Raw genomic sequence first — 16,023 nt, forward strand, 5'->3', positions numbered from 1 at the left:
ATCAACCAAGCAGGTGGGCGGCGGTCAGACCGGGTCGGCTACCGGGGCGGCCGGGCCTGCGGTGCCGGTGTGGGCGGTGGCTGGGGGCTTCGGCTTGGCGTCGATGCCGGCCTCGGTGCGCTGCTGGGCGGTGATCGGCGTCGGCGCGCCGGTCAGCGGGTCGAAGCCGCCCCGGGTCTTCGGGAAGGCGATCACCTCGCGGATGGAGTCCGCGCCGGCCAGCAGCATGCAGACCCGGTCCCAGCCGAAGGCGATGCCGCCGTGCGGCGGGGCGCCGTACTTGAACGCCTCCAGCAGGAAGCCGAACTTGTCCTGCGCCTCCTCCGGGGTGATGCCGAGCAGATCGAAGACCCGCTTCTGCACGTCACCCCGGTGGATACGGATCGAGCCGCCGCCGATCTCGTTGCCGTTGCAGACGATGTCGTACGCGTACGCCAGAGCCCGGTCCGGTGCCTCCTCGAACCGATCCACCCACTCCGAGTTGGGCGAGGTGAACGGGTGGTGCACGGCCGTCCAGCCGCCCTCGTCGGTGCGCTCGAACATCGGCGCGTCGACCACCCAGCAGAACGCCCAGGCGCTCTCGTCGATCAGCCCGGCCCGCTTGGCGATCTCGATGCGGGCCGCGCCGAGCAGCTCCTGCGCCTCCCGGGTGGTGTTGCTGGCGGCGAAGAAGACCGCGTCGCCCGGCTTGGCGCCGACCGCGTCGGCAAGCCCGCCCAGGTGCTCGGCGGAGAGGTTCTTGGCCACCGGGCCGCGCGCCTCGCCGGTCTCGGCGTCCAGCACCACGTACGCCAGGCCGCGCGCACCACGCGCCTTCGCCCAGTCCTGCCAGCCGTCGAGCTCCTTGCGGCTCTGCGCCGCTCCGCCCGGCATCACCACCGCGCCGACGTAGCCGCCCGCGTCGATCGCCCCGGCGAAGACCCGGAACTCGGTGCCGCGCAGGTAGTCGGTCAGCTCGGTCAGTTCCACGCCGTAGCGCAGGTCCGGCTTGTCGGAGCCGTACCGGGCCATCGCGTCGTGCCACGTGATCCGCGGGATGGGTCGGGTGATCTCGTGCCCGGCCAGGTCCTTCCAGAGCGCCGAGACGATCGCCTCGCCGAGGTCGATCACGTCGTCCTCGGTCACGAAGGACATCTCGATGTCGAGCTGGGTGAACTCCGGCTGCCGGTCGGCGCGGAAGTCCTCGTCCCGGTAGCAGCGGGCGATCTGGTAGTACCGCTCCATGCCGCCGACCATCAGCAGCTGCTTGAACAGCTGCGGCGACTGCGGAAGGGCGTACCAGCTGCCGGGCTGGAGGCGGACCGGCACCAGGAAGTCGCGGGCGCCCTCGGGCGTCGAGCGGGTCAGCGTCGGCGTCTCGATCTCCAGGAAGTCCCGCTCGTGCAGCACGCCCCGGGCAAGGTGGCTGGCGCGCGAGCGCAGCCGCAGCGCGTTCGCCGGACCACTGCGGCGCAGGTCCAGGTAGCGGTACTTGAGCCGGATGTCGTCACCGGCCTCGACCTGGTCGTCCACCGGCAGCGGCAGCGGGGCCGCCTCGGAGAGCACCTCCAACTCGACGGCGGTCACCTCGACGTCACCGGTGGGCAGCTCCGGGTTCTCGTTGCCGGCCGGCCGGCGGGTCACCTCGCCGGTGACCTTCACGCAGAACTCGTTGCGCAGCGCGTGCGCGTCCTCTTCCCGGAACACCACCTGGACCACGCCGGAGCCGTCGCGCAGATCGACGAAGATGACGCCGCCGTGGTCGCGTCGGCGGGCCACCCACCCGGCGAGCGTCACCGTCGCGCCGGCGTCCGTCGCGCGCAGGCTTCCGGCATTGTGGGTACGGATCACGGCTGGCAACTCCTCATCGTGGAACAGTCCTCACCGGCATTCTGTCAGGGGCGGCCGGCCTCCTTTGGGGGCACCCGGCAGGCCGCAGCGATTCGCGGTGGGCAGACGGACGAACCGTGCTCGGCGGGCTGGCGTGTTGGTTAACGTGGCGAAATGCGCGCCGTACCGAACTGGGCCGTCGCCACGGCGGTGGCCGCGCCCCTGCTGCTGGTGGCCGGCTGGACGGTCGCGGAAGGCCGGCAGCCCGCCGGCTACGACCCGGTCCGGGACACCATCAGCGAGCTGGCCGGGCACGACGCCACCGATGCCTGGATCATGATCAGCTGTCTGGTGCTGCTCGGCTGCTGCTACCTGGCGATCGCCGCCGCGCTGCACGCGGCCGGGTTGCCCAGCCGCTTCCTGCTCGCCGTCGGCGGGGTGGCCACCATCGCGCTGGTGGCGTTTCCTCGGCCGACGGTGGGCGGTTCCGTCAGCCACGGCATCGCGGCGACGGTGGCCGTCCTCGCCCTGGCGCTCTGGCCGGCCGGCTCGGCGCTGTGGCTGCCGCGCGGCCGGGACGCCGCGCATCCGGCCGCGCCGGAGCCGCCCTGGGCGTTCCGCCGGGGGGTGGGGTTGAGCGCCACGGTCGTGCTGCTGGCCCTCTTCGGCTGGTTCGCGTTCGAGGTGACCAGCGGGTCCCGGACCGGCCTGGCCGAGCGGGTGACGGCGGTGGCCGTCTCGCTCTGGCCGCTGCTCGCGGTCCTCTCGGCCCGCCGGGCGCACCTCGCGTGGGCCGCCGGCGGCCCCGTACCCGTCGGCCCGGACCTACCGACGGTCGGCGTCGTACCCCCGGATCCGCTGGGACCAACTCACGGGCCCGCTCCTCGACGGCCCGATTGGCTGCCGTGAGTCGTCGCCCGACATAGCCCGGCGGCAGCGACGTCGGCCCATCCGCTCGAGCGCGAGGCGCCGGTCGCACCGCTACGATCGCCCGATGTCGGCCGTTCCCCGCTGGGCCCTGCTGTCAGCCGGTGGCGCACCGCTGTTTCTCATCGGGGGCTGGACGCTGGCGCAGGCCGCCCAACCCGACGAATTCGACCCGGTCCGGCAGACCATCAGCGCGCTTGCCGCCTCGAACGCGGACCATCGCTGGATCATGACGATCGGGCTGGCCGGCCTGGGCCTCTGTCACCTGATAACCGCGCTGGGCCTGGTCACCGCCGCGCCGGCGGGCCGAGGGCTGCTCGCGCTGGGCGGACTGGCCACCCTGGTGCTGGTCGCCTTCCCGCAGCGCCCGGCGGGCGACTCGATGACGCACGTCGTGGCCGCTGGTGTGGCGTTCGGGGCGTTGGCTGTCTGGCCGGCCCTGGCCGTGCCCCGCCGAGTGGCGCCGCCCCTCGACTGGGATCACCGCCATCCGCCGGACGGGTCAGCGCCGAGCGGACCCGCACGCTGGACAGCGTTCGCGGTGGCGGCGGTCCTCCTCGGGCTGCTCGGCTGGTTCGCCGTCGAGCTTTTCGCCGACGGCGCACGGATCGGGCTGACGGAGCGGCTGGTGGCGGCCGCCGAGGCGGCCGTACCGCTGGCCGCCGTGCTCGCCGCGCTGGCCTCGGAGCGGCGGGGGGGACCGTCCAGGCCCCGCTGACCGTCATCGCCGACTCCGGGCCGCGCGAACGGGCCGCCGGAGGGTTCCGGCGGCCCGTGAGCGGTGAGTGGATCAGAAGACGCTGACGCCGTAGCGGCTCAGCGCCTCGGTGACCGGCTGGAAGAAGGTGGTGCCACCGGTGGTGCAGTTGCCGCTACCGCCGGAGGTCAGGCCCAGGGCGGTGCTGCCGCTGAACAGCGAGCCGCCGCTGTCGCCCGGCTGGGCGCAGACGTTGGTCCGGATCAGGCCGGAGACCGAGCCCTCGGCGTAGTTCACCGTGGCGTTGGTCGCGGTCACCGAGCCGCTACGCAGGCCGGTGGTGCTGCCGGAGCGCTGCACCGACTGGCCGACGGACGCGTTGCCGGCGCCGGTGATGTCCCGGTAGCTGCCGTTGTAGAGGTAGACGTTGCCGGCGGCGTTGGCCGAGTTGCTGTGCCGCACGATGCCGTAGTCGTTGCCCGGGAAGCTGGTGCCGGTACGGGTGCCGATCAGCGCGGTCTGGCCGGAGTTCGAGTACCAGCTCGACGAGATGTTGGTGCAGTGCCCGGCGGTCAGGAAGTAGTAGGTGCTGCCGCTGCGCACGTTGAAGCCGAGCGAGCAGCGCCCGCCACCGCCGGCGTAGATGGCCTGTCCACCGGAGATCCGGGTGCTCAGCACGCCGGCCTCGGCCTCGATCCGGACCGCGCCGTTGGCCCGCGCCGCGGCGGCCTTGACCCGCTCCAGCTTCGCGCCGGTGACGGTGCTGTCCACGGAGACGACGACCTGGTTGGTGACCGGGTCGCTCCACCAGGCGGTGCCCGGGATCTTGGCGGAGCCCTCCAGGTCCGCGGTGGCCCGGTTGAGCTCGGCGGCGCCGCGGGTGACGTACCGGACGGTGGCGCCGGCCTTGCTCGCCTTGCGGGCGGCGGCCGCGTCGGTCACGGTGACGACGGACTTGCCGCTGGCGTCGATGTACGAGCCGGCGGAGCTGTCGCCGAGCTGTGCGGAGAGGGCGGCGGCGGCATCCGGAGAGGCGGCGGGGGCGGCCTGGGCGGGCGCGCCGACGAGTGAGCCGACGACCAGGGTTCCGGCGACGGCGACGGTGGCCGCGACGCGGAGTGAGGACCTCGTGGGTCGCATGTAATAAACCTCCTGGGCGGGGGAACGGGTCTCGCCGGGGGCGGCGAACCCGAGGGGGGCAACCCGGCCGATCTGGGAAAACCGTCCGAGCAAACTGAAGTATTCACATACTTAAGATCATTAACAAGACTTGGTTTCGCCCGGATTTGCCGATCTTCGCTGGCCACGTAGCCGCAACACCTCGGACACGCTCGCGAACGCCCACCGTCACACCGCATCCGCAACACCACTGACGCACTCGCGAACCGCCACCGTCACACCGCATCACCGCCGGTCCCTTTCGGACACGACCTGCCATCGGACGCCCGCGGCGCGGCACCGGGAGCCGTCCGGCATGAGGGTGAATGCCCGGCGGTACGACAGTCGGGTTGCCTCGCCACCGTCGGGTGCACGGCCGCCGATACCCGGCGACCCGCGCCAGACGGCGTCAGGAGGTACGGCGGCGGGCGCCGGGACCGGGGCGGGGCAGCACGTCGTGGTGCCCGCTCACCTCGTGCCCGTCCACGCAACGCAGTTCGACGCGCACCTCCGCACCGCAGTCTCGGTGACCCACGCTCAGCGGCGAGCCCTCCGGGTCGGCGAGGTACCGGTCGCCCCACCCGAGCACGGCGACCAGCACCGGCCACAGGTCCAGGCCCTTCTCGGTCAGCCGGTACTCGTGGCGCAGCCGGCTGCCCGGCTCCCGGTACGGCTCGCGGCGCAGCACGCCCTGCTCGACAAGGGTGCTCAGCCGGTTGGCCAGCACCTGACGCGGGATCCCGGTACGCACCCGCATGTCGTCGAAGCGGCGTACGCCGTTGAACACCTCGCGGAGCACCACCAGGGTCCACCGCTCGCCGAGGATCTCCATTGCGCGGGCGATGGTGCAGTTCTCCACCGACCAGTCCAGTGCCGCGGGTCTCATCCGCCCAGGCTAGGTCTGATTGACAGACTCAGCAACGTGCTGCGAGGCTGCGTCCATGACACAGACGCAGGAGCCGACGCGCAGCCGTACCTTCACCTGGTCGGATCCGGCGACCAACGCCGCGCAGCTCGGTCAGCGCGGCGGCCTCGACCTGCTCCGGGCGATGATCGCCGGCGAGCTGGCCGCGCCGCCGGTGATGCACATGATCGACATGGCCCGGATGGAGGCCGACGAGGGACGGGTCGCCGTCGAGCTGGTCCCGCAGGAGTTCCACTACAACCCGCTCGGCACCGTCCACGGTGGTGTCATCTCCACCCTGCTCGACACCGCCGCCGGGTGCGCCGTGCACACCACGCTGCCCGTCGGCATCGGCTACACCTCGCTGGACCTGAACGTGAAGTTCCTCCGACCGGTCACCGTCGACAGCGGCATCCTGCGCTGCGAGGGCACGGTACTCCAGCGCGGCCGCCGCACCGCCCTGGCCGAGGCCCGCCTCACCGACGCCAGCTCCCGCCTCATCGCGCACGCCACCAGCACCTGCCTCCTCTTCCCCATCCCCGCCGACTCCCCCGCCTGACCCAGGTCGATCATGAGGTTGACGGGTGATCGGGAGATCGAACAGCCCGCCAACCTCATGATCAACGAGGTCGGCGCGTGGGTGGGGCAGCGCGGGTGGGGCAGCGCGGGTGGGGCAGCGTGGGGGTTTAGCGGAGGGCCAGGCGGGCGGCTCGGGCGTCGCGCTTCTCCTCGAAGCGGGTGGCGGCGACCTGCAGGGTGTCGAGTTGGGCGGCGAGCTGCTCGCGGGCGGCCTCGCCGTCGGCGTTCAGGCCGGTCACGTTGAACACGTCCCACTGGCGCAGCACCGGCATCAGCACCTCGTCGCGGTGCTGGCGCAGGTCGTAGATGCCGGCCAGGGCGATCGCCACCGACTTGCGCGCGAAGCCGTCGATGCCGTTGCCCGGCATCTGGAAGTCGGCCACCACGTCCGCGACGGCCCGCATGGCCTGGCTCGGGGCCAGCTCGAACGAGGCGGCGAGCAGGTTGCGGTAGAAGACCATGTGCAGGTTCTCGTCGGCGGCAACCCGGGCCAGCAGTGCCTCGCAGGCGGGGTCGCCGGTGGCCTTGCCGGTGTTGCGGTGCGAGATCCGGGTGGCCAGCTCCTGGAACGAGACGTACGCCAGGGAGTGCAGCACCTCGTCGTCGTGCGCGTTGACGTAGCCGGTGGACATGTGCGTCATCCGGGCCCGCTCCAGCGCCACCGGGTCGACCGCCCGGCTGACCGTCAGGTAGTCGCGGATCGCCGTGCCGTGCCGGCCCTCCTCCGCGGTCCACCGGTGCACCCAGGTGCCCCACGCGCCGTCCCGGCCGAACAGGGTGGCGATCTCGTGGTGATACGAGGGCAGGTTGTCCTCGGTCAGCAGGTTGACGATCAGCGCGGTGCGCGCCACGTCGGGGATGGTGGAGTCGGTCGGCGACCACGCCTCACCACCGAGCGGCCCGTCGAAGGTACGCCCTTCGCTCCACGGCACGTACTCGTGCGGGAACCACTCCTTGGCCAGCGAGAGATGGCGGTCGAGGTTGCGCTCAACCACCGGCTCCAACTCGACGAGGAGAGCGGTCTGGCTCAGTGTGGTGCTCATGGTCACGAGAAACTCCCTACGGTGGCGTAACTTACGCTACCGTAGGTCCCCGCGGCCGAACGCGCCAGTGGTGAGATTCAGCTGACCATCGGCTTGAGGTCCTCCCGGGGCGGCATCCACTCCCCCGCGGCAGCCGTGACCTGCTCGCCGGAGCGGATGTCCTTCACCTCGTCCGGCGCGCCGTCGGCCCCCGGGAACCAGACGTACGGGATGCCGCGCCGCTCGGCGTAGCGGATCTGCTTGCCGAACTTCGCCGCGCTCGGCGACACCTCGGTCGGCACCCCGCGCCGCCGCAGCGCCTCGGCCACCCGGTTGCTGGCCGTACGCCGCTCCTCGCTGGTCACCGCCACCAGCACAGCGGTCGGCACCTCTCGGGAGATCGACAGCTCGCCCGCGCCGAAGAGCAGGCCGAGCAGCCGCGTCACCCCGATCGAGATCCCCACCCCGGGGTACGAGGTGGCACCGGAGCTGGCCAGATTGTCGTACCGGCCGCCGGAGCAGATCGAGCCGAACCGCTCGTAGCCGCGCAACTGGGTCTCGTAGACAGTGCCGGTGTAGTAGTCCAGACCCCGGGCGATGCGCAGGTCCGCCACGCAGAGCCCGGGCGAGTGCTCGGCGGCGGTCTCCACCACCCGGACCAGCTCCTCGATGCCCTCGGCCAGCAGGGGGTCGTCGACCCCGAGCGCACGCACCGCGTCGGCGAACGAGGCGTCCGGCGCGGAGATCTCGGCCAGCGCCAGGCACGCCTTGGCCTGCGCCTCGCTCGCCCCGGCGGTCTGGGCCAACAGCTCGGCCACCTTCGCCGGGCCGATCTTGTCGAGCTTGTCGACCGCGCGCAGCGCCGCCTCCGGGTCGGTCAACCCGATGCCCCGGTAGAAGCCCTCGCAGATCTTGCGGTTGTTGACCTGGATCGTCACCGGCGGGATCGGCAGCGCGCGCAGCGCGTCCCCGATCACCAGTGGCATCTCCGCCTCGTGGTGCGGGGCCAGGGTGTCCCGGTCGACGATGTCGATGTCGGCCTGGACGAACTCCCGGTAGCGCCCCTCCTGCGGCCGCTCACCCCGCCACACCTTCTGGATCTGGTAGCGGCGGAACGGGAAGGCCAACTTGCCGGCGTTCTCCAGCACGTACCGGGCGAACGGCACGGTGAGATCGAAGTGCAGGCCGAGCTGGTCGTCGCCGGCCGCACCGTCGGCGTCGGCGTGCAGCCGGCGGATCACGTAGACCTCCTTGGAGGTCTCCCCCTTGCGCAGTAGCTGGTCCAGCGGCTCCACCGCACGGGTCTCCAGCGGGGCGAAGCCGTACAGCTCGAAGGTGGCCCGGATCCGGTCGAGCACGAACTGCTCGGTCATCCGCTGGCCGGGCGTCCACTCGGGGAAGCCGGAGATGGGCGTGGGCTTGTTCATCACGTACTCCTTGCGGTTCCGCGGCAATGCGCGGTGACGCCGTGGGTCCGCACGGCGCAGACGACGGTTTAGAGGCCCCTGGTGGGCGCGGCCGGCGACGTGCCAGCCACCTCGACGAGGTACGGGTTGCTGGCGCGCTCACGGCCGATGGTGGTGCTGGGGCCGTGGCCGGGCAGGACGACGGTGTCGTCGGCCAGCGGGAGGATCTTGTCGCGCAGGCTGGTGAGCATCGCCGGCATGCTGCCGCCGGGCAGGTCGGTGCGGCCGATCGAGCCGGCGAAGAGCACGTCGCCGGAGAGGCAGATCTCGTCGGCCTCCCAGCCCGACCCGGCGCCGGGCAGCCGGAACAGCACCGACCCGCCGGTATGGCCCGGGGCATGGTCGACGGCGATCTCCAGACCGGCCAGCGTGAGGGTCGCGCCGTCGGTCAGCTCGGCCACGTCCTCCGGCTCGGTGTAGCTCAACCGGCCGCCGAAGAGCGAACTCAGGTCGGTCGAGAGACCCTTGGCCGGGTCGGCCAGCATCTCCCGGTCGCCGGGGTGCACGTACGCGGTGATGCCGCGGGCACCACAGACCGGCGCCACCGAGAAGGTGTGATCGAGGTGGCCGTGGGTGAGCAGCACAGCGGCCGGATGCAGGCGGTGCTCGGCGAGCAGCGCGTCGAGCTGGTCGAGCACCCCGATGCCGGGGTCGACCACCACGCACTGCTCCCCCGGCGCGGTGGCCACCACATAGCAGTTGGTGCCGAAGGCGTCCGCGGGAAAGCCGGCCACGAGCACTGGCGCTGTCCTTTCCGTCGAGCTGTCGTCCTGCCCAGCAGCCTAACCGGCGACGCGATCCGGTTTGCCGCGTCCGTCCCTCCCGCCCCGCCGGGCACAGTGACATCGCCCGATAAGAGCTGCTGGCGGCGGGGTGGACCTCGTACACCACATTCCCAGTCGCTAGCCGTACACTCTGGCGGGCGTGTGGCGCGGCACACGTGACGCCTGATGGGCCGGGACGCCCGGCCGCCGGCGACGACCAGGTAGAGGAAGGGGAGCACGGGTGGCTTCCAGCAGGGACCGGCAGCGCAAACTGGCGCGGGCCAAGCTCGACCGGCAGTTGGCCCGCCGAGCCGCCTCCACGCGGCGCCGTCGGCAGATCCAGGCCGGTGTCGGCGCCGCTGTGGTCCTCGTGCTGATCGTGGCCGGCTCGGCCTGGGCGCTCGGGGCCTTCGACTCCGACCCGAAGCAGAACACGGCCGCGGAGGACATCTGCCTCTGGACGCCGCAGGACGCGACGGCCAACACCAACCTCAAGGACGTCGGCACGCCGGAGACCAAGGGCCTGCCCACCGACGGCACCCGGGCGATGACCGTGACCACCAACCAGGGCGCGCCGATCACCGCGGAGTTGGATCTGACCAGCTCCCCGTGTGCTGCGGCGAGCATCACCCACCTGGCGAGCCGGTCGTTCTACGACAACACCAAGTGCCACGAGATCACCGCCGACGGCGCGCTGCGCTGCGGTGACCCCAGCGGCACCGGCCTCGGCGGGCCGACCTACTCGTTCTACGACGAGGACGTGCCGACCGTGCCGTCGGCGTCGCCGTCGGCCAGCCCGGCGCCCGGCCAGCCGCCCACGTACCCGAAGGGGACCGTGGCGATGATCTCCAACCCGCCGGGCAGCAACGGCAGTCAGTTCCTGATCTTCTTCAAGGACTTCACCACCACCGACCCCAAGTTCCCGGTGATCGGCCGGGTGACCGGCGGGCTGGACGTGGTGGAGAAGATCGGTGCCCTGCCGACCGTGGACAATGGGACCGGGGCCCAGGTCAAACCCAAGACCGACGTGGTGATCCAGAGCCTCACCGTTGGTGAGCCGGTCACCGCCGCGGCACCGTCGCCGTCGGCCTCCGGCGCCCCGGCCAGCAGCCCGAGTGCCGGCTGACCGGTCGCCCCACCCCACCCGAGCGGCACCCAGCAGCAGACAGCCAGGAGGATCCAGGCGTGACGTCCACCAGAGATCGGCAGCGCGCCGCGGCACGCGCCCGGCTCGAGAAGGAGATGGCCGAGCGCTCGGCCAAGGCCCGCAAGCGCCGGCAGACGCAGGCGATCATCGGCGCGGGCGCTGCGCTGGTGCTCGTGGTCGCCGGCACCGTCTGGCTGACGATGAGCCTCGGCGGTGACGACGACAAGACCGACACCGCCGCCCAGGCGCCCGGCGCGTCCGAGTGCGTGTACAACCAACTGCCCGCGGACCAGCGGAGCCCGCAGATCAAGGACGTGGGGCTGCCGAGCAACCAGCAGTCCGGCACCGGCGTGCAGACCATGACGATCGACACCAACCTGGGCCCGATCACCGCCAAGGTCGACCGGTCGCTGGTGCCGTGCACGGCGGGCAGCTTCAGCTACCTCGCGGAGAAGAACTTCTTCGACAACACCAAGTGCCACCGTCTGGTGACCGAGGGCATCAAGGTGCTGCAGTGCGGTGACCCGAGCGCCACCGGCAACGGCTGGCGGGAGACCGACGGCATGGGTGGCCCGAGCTACAAGCTGCCCGAGGAGAACCTGCCCACCGACAAGCGTCCGCCGTACCCGGAGGGCGTCATCGCGATGGCCAACTCGGGCCAGCCGGGCAGCACCGGCAGCCAGTTCTTCATCGTGTACGGCGACTCGCCGCTGGACCCGGCGTACACCGTGCTCGGCACCGTCACCGGTGGCCTGGACATCGTCAAGGACGTGGCCAAGACCGGCGACGACGGGGCGTTCGCCCAGCAGGCTGGCGGTGGCCACCCGAAGAAGGAGGTCATCATCAAGGACCTCGCCATGAGCGCGCCGCAGGGCTGACGCCCGAGAAGACGACGAAGCGCCCGCCGGCTGAGCCGGCGGGCGCTGTCGTGTCCGGTAACTCTGTCGTGTCCGGGGATCGGCGCCGCCCGGGGAGGGCGGCACGCGGTCAGGCGCCGGAGGTGACCCGGTACGCGTCGAAGACGCCGTCGACCTTGCGGACCGTGGCCAGCAGGTGGCCCAGGTGCTTCGGGTCGGCCATCTCGAAGCTGAACCGGCTCACCGCCACCCGGTCGCGGGTGGTGGTGACGGTGGCGGAAAGGATGTTGACCCGCTCGTCGGAGAGCACCCGGGTGACGTCGGCCAGCAGCTTGTGCCGGTCCAGAGCCTCCACCTGGATGGCCACCAGGAACGTCGAGGCGGAGGTGAGCTTCCAGCTGACCTCGACCACCCGCTCGCTCTGGGCCCGCAGGTCCTCGGCGTTGGCGCAGTCGTCGCGGTGCACGCTCACCCCGCCGGAGCGGGTGACGAAGCCGAACACCGAATCCGGGGGGACCGGGGTGCAGCAGCGGGCTAGCTTGATCCAGACGTCGCTGACGCCCCGGACCACCACGCCCGGGTCGTTGCTGCTCTGCCGGCTGCGCGGCGGCCGGGTGGCGACGGCGGTCTCGGCGATGTCCTCCGCCGCGCCCTCCTCGCCGCCGTACGCGGCCATCAACTTCTGCACCACCGACTGCGCGGAGACCTGGCTGTCGCCGACCGCCGCGTAGAGCGAGGCCACGTCGGCGAGGTGCAGGTCCCGGGCGATCGACATCAGCGCGTCAGAGGTGAGCATCCGCTGCAACGGCATGCCCTGCTTGCGCATCGCCTTGACGATCGCGTCCTTGCCGGCCTCGATCGCCTCCTCGCGGCGCTCCTTGTTGAAGTACTGGCGGATCTTCGTCCGCGCGCGAGGGCTCTTGACGAAGCCCAGCCAGTCCTGAGTCGGGCCGGCGGTCTCGGACTTCGAGGTGAAGATCTCGATCACGTCGCCGTTGGACAGCGTCGACTCCAGCGGCACCAACTTGCCGTTGACCCGCGCCCCGATGCACTTGTGCCCGACCTCGGTGTGCACCGCGTACGCGAAGTCCACCGGCGTCGAACCCGTCGGCAGCGGGATGACGTCACCCTTCGGGGTGAAGACGTACACCTCCTGGCTGGACAGGTCGAAGCGCAACGCGTCCAGGAACTCGCTCGGGTCGGCCGCCTCCCGCTGCCAGTCCAGCAACTGCCGCAGCCAGGTCATCTCGTCGATGTGCGCCGGCGGGCCGACGATCTGCGTGCCCTTGTGCTCCTTGTACTTCCAGTGCGCGGCGATGCCGAACTCGGCGGTGCGGTGCATCGCGTACGTGCGGATCTGCATCTCCACCGGCTTGCCGGTGGGCCCGATGACCGTCGTGTGCAACGACTGGTACATGTTGAACTTGGGCATCGCGATGTAGTCCTTGAACCGACCCGGCACCGGCTGCCAGTTGGCGTGGATCACACCCAGCGCCGCGTAGCAGTCCCGCACTGTGTCGACCAGGATCCGCACCCCGACCAGGTCGTAGATGTCGTTGAAGTCGCGACCCCGCACGATCATCTTCTGGTAGATCGAGTAGAGGTGCTTCGGCCGACCGGTCGTCTCCGCCTTGATCTTCGCGGCCTTGAGGTCGGTCTGCACCTTCTGGGTCACCTGCCGCAGCAGTGCCTCACGCTGCGGCTGGTGCTCCCCGATCAGCCGGTTGATCTCCTCGTACCGCTTCGGGAACAGCGTGCCGAAGGCGAGATCCTCCAGCTCCCACTTGATGGTGTTCATACCCAGCCGGTGGGCCAGCGGGGCCAGGATCTCCAGCGTCTCCTTGGCCTTCTGCTCCTGCTTGGGCCGGGGCAGGAAGGTCAGGGTGCGCATGTTGTGCAGCCGGTCGGCCAGCTTGATCACCAGCACCCGCGGGTCCTTGGCCATCGCCACGACCATCTTGCGGATCGTCTCGGCCTTGGCCGCGTCGCCCAGCTTGACCTTGTCCAGCTTGGTGACACCGTCGACCAGCAGGGCGACCTCGCCGCCGAAGTCGGCGCGCATCTGGTCGAGGGTGTACTCGGTGTCCTCGATCGTGTCGTGCAGCAGCGCGGCGACCAGCGTGGTGGTGTCCATCCCCAGGTTGCCCAGGATGGTGGCCACCGCGAGCGGGTGCGTGATGTACGGGTCGCCGGACTTGCGGTACTGCCCGGAGTGCCACCGCGCGGCCGTGTCGAAGGCGCGCTGGAGCAACCGGGCGTCGGCCTTGGGGTGGTTTACCCGGTGGCTCGCGATGAGCGGCTCCAGCACCTCGCTGACCTGCGAGGTCTGCCACGGCGCGTTGAACCGGGCCAGCCGGGCCCGGACCCGGCGGCCGGTGGGCGCGTTGGACAGCCCGAAACCACCGCTCGGCGACGGGTCGATGCCGACATCGGTCGGGAACGGGACCACGACACCGTCGGCACCGGGGGACGCCTCGACAGCACCCGATGCGGCACCGATCGGAAGCACCGTGCCCTCGGCCGGAGCCCTGCCTGAGCCGTTACCGGTGCCCGTCACCCGGGCCGGCGCGTCACCGTTCCGGTCGGTCACCGAGCCGTCAGCGTCGCCTGTCGGGTGCACCGTGCCCTCCACCGGAGGGACGACATCGTGGGACACCGGCCTCCTCACCGCTCGCCGGAAACACACCGGCCGTACGTCGGCCGGCCTGGTCTCGCGCCGCCGGACGGCGTACCGCCGGCGTCAGCAAAGGGCAATGCTACCCGCACGGACGGTCCCCTGCCGCTCCGCCGGACGGTCGGCGCCCGGTCCGCCCGACGGGTCGCTGTTCAAACGGTCAGCAGGGCATGGACGGGACGCGGGGCCAGCCGCTCGCGGGCGCCCAGGAAAGCGAGCTCCAGCAGAACAGTGAAGCCGGTGACCGTCCCCCCGGCCCGCTCGACCAGGTCCAGCGTCGCCTCGGCGGTGCCGCCGGTGGCCAGCACGTCGTCGACCACCAGCACCCGGTGACCAGCGGTGAAGGCGTCCTCGTGCACTTCCAGGGTGGCCTCGCCGTACTCCAGCGCGTAGGAGACCGAGTGCGCCGGACGGGGCAGCTTGCCGGCCTTGCGCACCGGCACCACGCCCACCCCGGCCGCGTACGCGACGGCCGCCGCGACGACGAACCCGCGCGCCTCGATGCCGACCACCACGTCGAAGCCGTCCCGCCCGTGGTACGCGACGATCCCGTCGACCACCTCGCGGAACACCTTGCCGTCGGCGAACAGCGGCATCAGGTCCTTGAACATGACACCGGGCTGGGGAAAGTCGGGCACATCCAGCACCCGGCTGGCGATCAGCTGGGCGGCCTCCGGGCCGCTGTCCCCGCGCGCCGCGGTGCTGTGGGTCTCCGTCACGGCTGTTCCGCTTCCTCTCCAACGACGACGGCGTCCGGCAATGCTGCTCGCACAGCATGCCGGACGCCGTTCGGGCGTTTCCTCCCGGGTCTGCCCCGGGGGCCGTCAGCGCCGCTTGGCGCCACCCGGCCGGTTGCCGCCGCCACCCGGGCGACCGCCCCGGGCACCGGTCGGCCGCTTGCCGGCCGGCCGAGCGCCCACCTTGGGGGCGGCACCGGCCAGCGCGGCGGAATCCGAGTCGAGCTGGGCGTCGGTCGCGTCGGCCTGGGCCGGGTTCGGGGCGCCCTTCGGGGTGACCTCGCCACGGGCCAGCGCGCCCCGGCGGGCCAGCACCCGCTTGTTGTGCGCCTGGATCCGCGGGTCGTAGTTCTTCAGCAGCGCCAGCAGCGGCGTGGCCACCAGGATGGAGGTCACGAACGCCACCGCCATACCGACGAACAGCACCAGGCCGAGGTCCTTCAGCGTGCCGGCGCCGAGCAGGCCGGCACCGATGAAGAGCAGACCACCGACCGGCAGCAGGGCGACGACCGAGGTGTTCAACGACCGCATCAGGCTCTGGTTGACGGCCAGGTTGGCCGCCTCGGAGTACGTCTGGTTGTTGTTGGCCGTGATGCCCCGGGTGTTCTCCTGGACCTTGTCGAAGACCACCACCACGTCGTAGAGCGCGAAGCCCAGGATCGTGAGGAAACCGATGATCGTCGACGGGGTGACCTCGAAGCCGACCAGCGAGTAGATGCCGGCGGTGAGGATCAGGTTCATGAACAGCGAGGAGACGGCGGCGACCGCCATCCGCCACTCGAAGCGCAGGATCAGGTAGACCATCACCAGCGCGATGAAGATGACCAGGCCGAGGACGGCCCGCTCGGTGACCTGGCTGCCCCACGCCTCGCTGACCTGGTTGCCGCTGACCTGGTTGACGTTGATGCCGAAGTCCTGCGCGATGCGCGTCTGCACCGCGTTGGCCTGCTCGGCGCTGAGCTGCCCGGTGCGCAGCTCGTAGGAGTCGCCGCCGGGGCCGCCGACCTTCTGCGCGGTGGCCACCTCGATACCGGTGTTCTCGGCGGCGAGAGCCGAGTTGACCTCCTCCTCGGCCTGTTCCAGGGTGCCGACGCTGGCCGGCACCTGGAACGAGTTACCACCGGCGAACTCGATGCCGAGGCTGAACCCACGGATCGAGAAGCTGAGGATCGCGATCAGGATCAGGATCCCGGCGACGCCGAACCAGAGCTTGCGCCGGCCGACGACGTTGAGACCGGCCTCGCCGTTGTAGAGGCGGCTCGCCAGACCATTCTGAGCCATC

At 71.3% G+C, this 16,023-nt stretch carries 14 protein-coding genes; 5 read left to right on the plus strand and 9 right to left on the minus strand.

The annotated features are described in order from the left end of the window. Positions 1-24 precede the first annotated feature (24 nt). The gene (gene aspS, locus ACFY29_RS30860) at positions 25-1,830 is read right to left on the minus strand and encodes an aspartate--tRNA ligase (protein WP_355605760.1); all 1,806 of its coding nucleotides are present in this window, start codon (positions 1,828-1,830) and stop codon (positions 25-27) included. Positions 1,831-1,983: 153 nt separating this feature from the next. On the opposite strand from aspS, the gene ACFY29_RS30865 reads away from it, so the two are divergent. Both ACFY29_RS30865 and ACFY29_RS30870 read left to right on the plus strand, forming a co-directional pair. Next, on the plus strand, positions 1,984-2,718 hold the full coding sequence (locus ACFY29_RS30865; RefSeq protein ID WP_386991760.1) for a DUF998 domain-containing protein: 735 nt from the start codon (positions 1,984-1,986) through the stop codon (positions 2,716-2,718). Between the two features lie 85 nt (positions 2,719-2,803). Beyond that, the gene (locus ACFY29_RS30870; RefSeq protein WP_386991762.1) at positions 2,804-3,454 is read left to right on the plus strand and encodes a DUF998 domain-containing protein; all 651 of its coding nucleotides are present in this window, start codon (positions 2,804-2,806) and stop codon (positions 3,452-3,454) included. Between the two features lie 72 nt (positions 3,455-3,526). Here the strand turns inward: ACFY29_RS30870 and ACFY29_RS30875 are convergent, their stop codons facing one another. Together ACFY29_RS30875 and ACFY29_RS30880 are read right to left on the minus strand one after the other, a co-directional pair. After that, positions 3,527-4,573 (minus strand): S1 family peptidase, encoded by a 1,047-nt coding sequence (locus tag ACFY29_RS30875; RefSeq protein ID WP_328413990.1) that lies wholly within the window; start codon positions 4,571-4,573, stop codon positions 3,527-3,529. 427 nt (positions 4,574-5,000) lie between these two features. After that, positions 5,001-5,477, minus strand: a complete 477-nt coding sequence (locus ACFY29_RS30880; RefSeq protein WP_386991764.1) for a winged helix-turn-helix transcriptional regulator — start codon at positions 5,475-5,477, stop codon at positions 5,001-5,003. Positions 5,478-5,532: 55 nt separating this feature from the next. On the opposite strand from ACFY29_RS30880, the gene ACFY29_RS30885 reads away from it, so the two are divergent. Continuing rightward, positions 5,533-6,054, plus strand: a complete 522-nt coding sequence (locus tag ACFY29_RS30885; RefSeq protein WP_355605747.1) for a PaaI family thioesterase — start codon at positions 5,533-5,535, stop codon at positions 6,052-6,054. Between the two features lie 127 nt (positions 6,055-6,181). On the opposite strand, the gene ACFY29_RS30890 is transcribed toward ACFY29_RS30885, so the two are convergent. The 3 genes from ACFY29_RS30890 to ACFY29_RS30900 all read right to left on the minus strand — a co-directional run bounded on the left by ACFY29_RS30890 (position 6,182) and on the right by ACFY29_RS30900 (position 9,302). After that, positions 6,182-7,117, minus strand: a complete 936-nt coding sequence (locus ACFY29_RS30890) for an acyl-ACP desaturase (RefSeq protein ID WP_386992034.1) — start codon at positions 7,115-7,117, stop codon at positions 6,182-6,184. 77 nt (positions 7,118-7,194) lie between these two features. Further along, a complete protein-coding gene (hisS, locus tag ACFY29_RS30895) occupies positions 7,195-8,523 on the minus strand; it encodes a histidine--tRNA ligase (RefSeq protein WP_386991767.1) in 1,329 nt (442 codons plus the stop codon). 68 nt (positions 8,524-8,591) lie between these two features. Then, positions 8,592-9,302 (minus strand): MBL fold metallo-hydrolase, encoded by a 711-nt coding sequence (locus ACFY29_RS30900; protein ID WP_328413978.1) that lies wholly within the window; start codon positions 9,300-9,302, stop codon positions 8,592-8,594. 265 nt (positions 9,303-9,567) lie between these two features. Between ACFY29_RS30900 and ACFY29_RS30905 the strand changes: the two genes are divergently transcribed. After that, positions 9,568-10,452: a peptidylprolyl isomerase gene (locus tag ACFY29_RS30905; RefSeq protein WP_328413976.1), complete on the plus strand. Its 885-nt coding sequence runs from the start codon at positions 9,568-9,570 to the stop codon at positions 10,450-10,452. Between the two features lie 59 nt (positions 10,453-10,511). Next, entirely contained in the window at positions 10,512-11,351 is an 840-nt protein-coding gene (locus ACFY29_RS30910) for a peptidylprolyl isomerase (RefSeq protein ID WP_386991769.1), read from the plus strand. 109 nt (positions 11,352-11,460) lie between these two features. Here ACFY29_RS30910 and ACFY29_RS30915 read toward each other — a convergent pair whose 3' ends face one another. The 3 genes from ACFY29_RS30915 to secF form a co-directional block, all read right to left on the minus strand. Next, entirely contained in the window at positions 11,461-13,986 is a 2,526-nt protein-coding gene (locus ACFY29_RS30915; protein ID WP_386991771.1) for a RelA/SpoT family protein, read from the minus strand. Between the two features lie 170 nt (positions 13,987-14,156). Continuing rightward, positions 14,157-14,723 carry an adenine phosphoribosyltransferase gene (locus ACFY29_RS30920; RefSeq protein WP_328413974.1) on the minus strand — a complete coding sequence of 189 codons (567 nt, stop codon included), beginning with the start codon at positions 14,721-14,723 and terminating at the stop codon, positions 14,157-14,159. 105 nt (positions 14,724-14,828) lie between these two features. After that, the gene (secF, locus tag ACFY29_RS30925) at positions 14,829-16,022 is read right to left on the minus strand and encodes a protein translocase subunit SecF (protein WP_386991773.1); all 1,194 of its coding nucleotides are present in this window, start codon (positions 16,020-16,022) and stop codon (positions 14,829-14,831) included. Position 16,023: the final 1 nt, after the last annotated feature.

It is taken from the genome of Micromonospora sp. NPDC000668 (genome assembly GCF_042897975.1).
Classification (GTDB): Bacteria; Actinomycetota; Actinomycetes; order Mycobacteriales; family Micromonosporaceae; genus Micromonospora.

Coding starts and splice junctions, on each gene's coding strand:
- ACFY29_RS30865 (WP_386991760.1), top strand. CDS start 1,984: ATGCGCGCCGTACCGAACTGGGCCGTCGCCACGGCGGTGGCCGCGCCC.
- ACFY29_RS30870 (WP_386991762.1), top strand. CDS start 2,804: ATGTCGGCCGTTCCCCGCTGGGCCCTGCTGTCAGCCGGTGGCGCACCG.
- ACFY29_RS30875 (WP_328413990.1), bottom strand. CDS start 4,573: ATGCGACCCACGAGGTCCTCACTCCGCGTCGCGGCCACCGTCGCCGTC.
- ACFY29_RS30880 (WP_386991764.1), bottom strand. CDS start 5,477: ATGAGACCCGCGGCACTGGACTGGTCGGTGGAGAACTGCACCATCGCC.
- ACFY29_RS30885 (WP_355605747.1), top strand. CDS start 5,533: ATGACACAGACGCAGGAGCCGACGCGCAGCCGTACCTTCACCTGGTCG.
- ACFY29_RS30890 (WP_386992034.1), bottom strand. CDS start 7,117: ATGAGCACCACACTGAGCCAGACCGCTCTCCTCGTCGAGTTGGAGCCG.
- hisS (WP_386991767.1), bottom strand. CDS start 8,523: ATGAACAAGCCCACGCCCATCTCCGGCTTCCCCGAGTGGACGCCCGGC.
- secF (WP_386991773.1), bottom strand. CDS start 16,022: ATGGCTCAGAATGGTCTGGCGAGCCGCCTCTACAACGGCGAGGCCGGT.